Annotated in this window: 6 protein-coding genes; 3 read left to right on the top strand and 3 right to left on the bottom strand. The window is 39.4% G+C overall.

Annotated features, from left to right (window positions below; all coding sequences use genetic code 11):
- A partial coding sequence (thiH, locus tag QZL64_RS12690; protein ID WP_296309656.1) for a 2-iminoacetate synthase ThiH occupies positions 1 to 974 on the top strand: 974 nt, incomplete at its 5' end.
- The gene (locus QZL64_RS12685; RefSeq protein ID WP_021842329.1) at positions 955 to 1710 is read left to right on the top strand and encodes a thiamine phosphate synthase; all 756 of its coding nucleotides are present in this window, start codon (positions 955 to 957) and stop codon (positions 1708 to 1710) included. The genes thiH and QZL64_RS12685, both read left to right, overlap by 20 nt.
- 197 nt (positions 1711 to 1907) lie before the next feature.
- Here QZL64_RS12685 and QZL64_RS12680 read toward each other — a convergent pair whose 3' ends face one another.
- Both QZL64_RS12680 and QZL64_RS12675 read right to left on the bottom strand, forming a co-directional pair.
- Positions 1908 to 3323: an aspartate ammonia-lyase gene (locus tag QZL64_RS12680; RefSeq protein ID WP_021842328.1), complete on the bottom strand. Its 1416-nt coding sequence runs from the start codon at positions 3321 to 3323 to the stop codon at positions 1908 to 1910.
- A gap of 557 nt (positions 3324 to 3880) precedes the next feature.
- Entirely contained in the window at positions 3881 to 4309 is a 429-nt protein-coding gene (locus QZL64_RS12675; RefSeq protein WP_021842327.1) for an FKBP-type peptidyl-prolyl cis-trans isomerase, read from the bottom strand.
- Between the two features lie 184 nt (positions 4310 to 4493).
- Here QZL64_RS12675 and QZL64_RS12670 point away from each other — a divergent pair, with 184 nt between their 5' ends.
- Complete coding sequence (locus QZL64_RS12670) at positions 4494 to 5717, top strand: restriction endonuclease subunit S (RefSeq protein WP_226981839.1); 1224 nt, start codon at positions 4494 to 4496, stop codon at positions 5715 to 5717.
- Here the strand turns inward: QZL64_RS12670 and QZL64_RS14600 are convergent.
- Positions 5671 to 5868, bottom strand: a complete 198-nt coding sequence (locus QZL64_RS14600; protein ID WP_365966139.1) for a restriction endonuclease subunit S — start codon at positions 5866 to 5868, stop codon at positions 5671 to 5673. The genes QZL64_RS12670 and QZL64_RS14600 overlap by 47 nt on opposite strands.
- Between the last annotated feature and the right edge of the window lie 383 nt (positions 5869 to 6251).

Raw genomic sequence — 6251 nt, 5'->3', positions numbered from 1 at the left:
CGGCTGCCGCTCCCTATTTAGAGGCGATGGCGCAAAAAGCCAAAACCTTAACGCGGGCTCGCTTCGGCAATAACGTGCAACTATTCACGCCCCTCTATATCGCCAACTACTGCCATAACGGTTGTCGTTACTGTGGTTTTAACAGCAAACAAACGATTAAACGGGCCCAACTTTCTATGGATGATGTCAAACGCGAGTTGGAAAGTATTGCCCAAACAGGCTTACAAGAAATTTTATTTTTAACCGGGGAATCGGAATCACGCTCTTCCATCGAATATATTGCAGCCGCCCTCGAACTGGCCAAACCATATTTTGCCAACATCGGCATAGAAATCTATCCGGCCAATCAAGCGGACTACGAAATTCTCCATCAAGCAGGCGCGGACTTCATCACTGTATTCCAAGAGTCTTACGACCTTAAAGCGTATGAATACTACCACCCTTACGGCAATAAACGCTCCTTCCCGTATCGCTTTTATGCCCAAGAACGGGCTTTGAACAGCGGCTTTAGAGGCGCCGGCTTTGCCGCTTTATTAGGTCTTAGCAATTTCCGCTACGATGCCTTAGCCACCGGGCTTCACGTCTGGTCTACGCAACAAGCCTTCCCGGCCGCCGAACTCAGTTTTTCCGTACCACGCTTGCGTCCGGTTAACGGTGAACTGGGACACTTCAACCATTTAGTGAGCGACCGTGACTTCTTACAAATCATGTGTGCCTATCGTTTGTTTGTTCCGCAAGCACAAATTACCGTATCCAGCCGCGAAAGCAAAGAATTCCGCAATGCAGTCATGAATATTTGTGCCACCAAAGTATCGGCCGGCGTTCAAGTGGATGTGGGCGGCCACAGTGCCAGTAATAAACATCGCAGTAGCGACCAATTTGACATTAGCGATACCCGCAGCGTTGCCGAAATGCATGATGATATTCAAAAACTGGGCCTCCAGGTAGTGTACCATGACCACATCCGTGTCTAAAAACGAAGTTTTCAACTTAAAAGCTCCCTCAACTGCGCAAGGGGACGCAACCACACAAGGTTCTATGAAACTAACCTATGTCACTCATTTACCCGCACTCTATGAGTTTTTAGGAAAAATAAATTCACCCTTGTCACCGACCGACTATTTACGAGCTCTAATTAAGTCCGGTCCCGATGCAGTATTGCTTCGAGCTAAGGAATTATCCATCAAAGAGTATGAGGACCTACTCACAGAACTTCTTCCCATAGCTAAAACGGTCGGCACGGAGCTCATCATCAGCCACCATATCGACTTAGCCATAAAATATAATTTGCCGGCTCAACTTTCAGTGCCCGAATGTCTCGATATAACGGCTCAAGCCCAGGCAGAGTCTGTTTTAGGATATAAAGTTCTTATGCCTGCCCCGTTTAAATTTGGGGTTTCAGTTCATTCTTTAGGTGAAGCCCAAAAAGGAGAATCTCAGGGTGCCAAATGGTTAGTCTTAGGGCACTTATTCCCTTCTCGCTGCAAACCGGGACTGGCACCGCGAAATAGCGCCGAATGCCAGGACGTGCTTGAGTTCGCGAAAGCCCACCATATCCCCCTTCACGCTATCGGCGGCATAAACTTTAACACGTTCAGCCAACTTCCAAAAGGATTTGCGGGCATCTATGTAATGACGGAAACCATGGAACAGGAAGATATTTACGGTTACACGAAAAAATGGCGGCAACTGTTAAGCGGCATTGAATAAACTTAGTTTTCTATTAACTACAAAAGGCGCTTGAATCTAAGCAGAGATAGATTCAGGCGCCTTTTTATAAGGGTCATTGGCTATATTTTTATTGTATTGAATATGTAGTATTTGATATTCCGCATCTAGGATTTAAAATCCAGTACTCAATATCTAATACTTTGTATTCGGCATTCAGTATCTAATACTTTGTATTATTAGTTGCCTTTTACTTTTAAAATGTCAGCACCGGCAATACCAGGTTTTGTCATTTCAGCCGGCGATAAGATATGGTTCATTTCGGCTTCGGTCAACAAACCTTTTTCCAAAATGATTTCTTTAATAGCGCGGCCCGTTGTGTACGCTTCTTTAGCCAAAGCGGATGCGTTTTCATAACCAACATGCGGTAACAAAGCGGTTACGATGCCCACACTGCGGTTCAACCAGTATTCGCAACGTTCGCGGTCAACTTCGAGGTCGATTAATAATTTATCAACGAAAGTATTTACGCCGTTTTTCAAATAGCACATAGCATTGAACAAGTTGTACGCAATAACCGGTTCCATAACGTTCAATTCGAACTGGCCGTTTTCAACGCCCAAGGTTACGGCTAAGTCGTTAGCTACTACCTGGTAGCAGACCTGGTTCAATACTTCCGCAATTACAGGGTTAACTTTGCCCGGCATAATGGAAGAACCCGGTTGACGAGGTGGTAATTTCAATTCGCCAATACCGCAACGAGGGCCGGATGCCATCAAGCGGAAATCGTTCGCCATTTTAATCAACACGAGAGCCGTTACTTTCATGCCACTGGAAATGTCGGCAAAAATATCGGTGTTGTTCGTAGCATCGATCAAGTTATCAGCGGTAACAAATTTTTCACCAACCACTTCAGATAATTCATGAGCTACGTCTTCGATGTAAGAAGGTTCGGCGTTAAGACCCGTACCTACAGCAGTCGCCCCCATGTTCACAACATGAGCACCTTCAATGGAAGACTGAATACGTTTAATGCCACGGCGAATACCGGAAGCGTAAGAGCCCATTTCCTGACCAAGGGTAATCGGCACAGCGTCTTGTAAATGAGTACGGCCCATTTTCAAAACTTCTTTGTATTCTTCCGCTTTCTTTTCCAATTCGTCAACTAAGCGCTGCAATGCTTCAATTAACGGTTTGCTTTTTAAAATAGCACACACTTTAATAGCTGTCGGGAATGTATCGTTCGTGGACTGAGCCATGTTGCAGTGGTTGTTTGGAGAAATAATGTCATAACTGCCTTTGGCATGACCTAAGATTTCAAGACCACGGTTCGCCAACACTTCGTTCATGTTCATGTTGAAGGATGTACCGGCACCACCTTGAATCGGATCGATTGGGAATTGTTCTACCCATTGGCCGGCAATGATTTCATCGGCAGCCTGCACGATGGCATTACCGATAGTCGGATCCATACGACCTGTCTTCATGTTAGCCAAAGCACTGGCTTTTTTAACCATAGCCATGGATTTAATGAAATCACGGTCAAGATGTTTCCCTGTAATTGTAAAATTTTCCATTGCGCGAAGAGTTTGCACACCATAATACAATTCGTCAGCAACTTCTAATTCGCCTAAAAAATCATGTTCCTTACGCATACGTTTTACCTCATTTCTTCTAGTACCTACTATGTTGAACCGATTATCGCAAACCGGTTAAAATCATTGTTATATTATTGTTATGTTACTGTTAGTTTTTGTTCGCTCATTGGATTCCTTCTGTACAACTTTAAGACTGTATTATCCTTTGTCTTAAAACTTCATTATTCAAGCTGCATATAGGAAATGTCCGGTATGGGCTAAGTTCGCTCCATCCAATATCTACCGGACACGTTCATTATAACATGTATACAATGTACAACAAAGGCTAAAAGGGCCATAAAGCTATATCAAATAAGGATATAGCTGGCATAGGTCATGTCTTTTTCTATAGAACAGTTAACAAAGCCACTAGCTACAACGGTATAACAACAATGAGTTTGACGCATAGCTCTGACGAGTTTTGACGCTTTTTAGTACGGTAATATGCATTTGGCTAAGACTATAGAATATAAAGGCTCGTCAGCCTCTTCCTACAAATAAAAAGAGCCGCAGCGAAATACAGATGCACTGTTTTCGCTACAGCTCAATTATGGTTTGAGTAAATGTCCGATATATTAGTCTTCTACAGACACCAATTCAATTTTGAAGTTAAGTTCTTTGCCGGCCATTTCATGGTTAGCGTCGAAAGTAATCATTGTTTCAGTTTTGTCGATTACTTTAGCCGGTACCGGTTGACCTGCAGTATTAGTTAACTGAACACGATTGCCTACTTCGAGTTTTTCAGAACCCGGTAATTCAGCAATTTCAATTGTTAAAATATAAGCAGGATTTGCTTCGCCGTAAGCATCAGCAGGCATCAAGTGAATATCTTTTACTTCGCCTACAGCCATGTCTTTAACGGCTTCGTCAAAACCTTTAATCATCATGCCGGCACCACAAATGAATTCTAATGGTTCACCACGATCGTAAGAAGAATCAAACTTCGTGCCGTCATTAAACGTGCCGGTGTAATGTACTTGTACTTTTTTGTTTTCGTTGCTCATGTTTAGCTCCATTCTGTTTAGAGAATTTCTGAAAAATATTCAAATCCTTTTCATTGTACACTAAGTAAGTCATAAAGTAAAACTATCTAAATAATCGCTAATTCCAATTCTTAATGGGTAATATAATTTACATTATGAGAAGTTTGCTGATGAGACTATTAAAGAGATAGAAGTCCCCTATGAATTGCCTGAAGGATGGGCATGGGCAAATCTTAATCAAGTCACAAATATTGTTATGGGTTCATCACCATCAGGTAATAATATTTATAATAAACCTATTTTAAATTGCGTTGAATTCCATCAGGGGAAAAGTCATTTTTCTGAAGTTTATGTAAATGAATCAAAAAAATGGACAACGGAAATTACACAATTAATAGAAACTGATGCAGTATTAATGTCGGTAAGAGCACCTGTTGGTGACGTTAATATAATTAATAGGCCAATTGTAATTGGTCGCGGGATAGCAGGGCTTATCCCTCAAATTAATATAAAGTACTTATTTTATTACTTATCTTTAGAAAAAGAAGGTCTTGAACAAAATGCATCTGGAAGTACGTTTAAATCTATCACTGTGAAAGGTATAAAAAAACATCTAATCGCAGTTCCACCATTAAATGAACAGACGCGTATAATAAAGCAAATTAATAAATCTCTTGTCTTAGTTTGTGCGATTAAACAAAATCAAAATGAATTAAACTTGATTAGTACTAATTTGAAACAAAAAATTTTAGATATATCTATGCAAGGGAAATTAATTCCACAAAATATTAACGATGAACCAGCTTCAATATTATTAGATAAAATTAGAGCCGAAAAACAAAAACTCTTTAAGGAAGGGAAAATAAAAAAGAAAGATTTAGAAGAAATTCAACCCACTTTAGATGAGGATAACGCCTATTATCAGAACCAACCTATCGGTTGGACTCAAACACAACTAAAAACAGTAATTGTATTAACTTCTGGAAGAGATTTACCTTCTGACAAATACTATGATGATTGCAAAACTGGAGTCCCCTATATTACAGGTGCTAATAACTTTTCGAAAGATACTATAAATACGAATCGTTATACTTGTGAACCAGAAACGCTTGCTTACAAAGGTAATATTCTTCTTTCTGTAAAAGGAACAATAGGAAAAATCGCCCAATCCCCCTATGAAAAAGCACATATTGCAAGACAAATAATGGCAATTGATTCACTTTTAATGTCATCATCATTTGTAAAATATTTTTTAGAATGGAAAGTGCCATATTTACAATTTTTAGCAAGAAGTATGATTCCCGGAATATCTAGAACAGATATTTTGAACTTAACAATACTATGTCCGCCATTAAATGAACAATATAGAATTGTAGGTTTACTCACTTTAATATATCAATATATCGAAAGCATCGAATTAAGTGTTTAACAATTCTCTTTTGTTCTAATACTGGAGGTACAGGAACCAAAATTTTTCGAATTTCTCCGGTAGTAATTGATTTAAATATAGTTCCACTAGCATTGGCATTCAAAAAATTCTTTAATCTAGATAAAAAATAGAGATATTCTAGTAATCCTATATACGGTTTTATAGCAGCTAAACTTCTGCTAATTACAATAGGTCTATCATATAATAATATTTACATCCCTAACTGGAGCACGAACTGACATAACTAAACTGGGGTAAATAATCTTCTTTGAAAGTTTTGATGTCCAACGGCCAGAATTCATGAAATAATCTCTGCCAAAATGAAACTTTCCTTGATGAAACTCAATGCCATTATTTATTGGCATTGAAAATATATCCTCATTTTTTGTGATTGTCCCATTACAATTAGTGCAATATTAATTAAAGGCATTAGCAACCAACTTGGTGATAAGTTTTGATAATAGGAGAAAATACTATAATTACTTAATAGTAAAGCGAGATATTAAATCATAACCACCCGTAGAACGGGTGGTT

It is taken from the genome of Veillonella sp. CAG:933 (assembly GCF_000431435.1).
In the GTDB taxonomy this organism is placed as follows: Bacteria; Bacillota; Negativicutes; order Veillonellales; family Veillonellaceae; genus Veillonella_A.
This window is presented reverse-complemented; position numbering and strand designations above follow the sequence as displayed.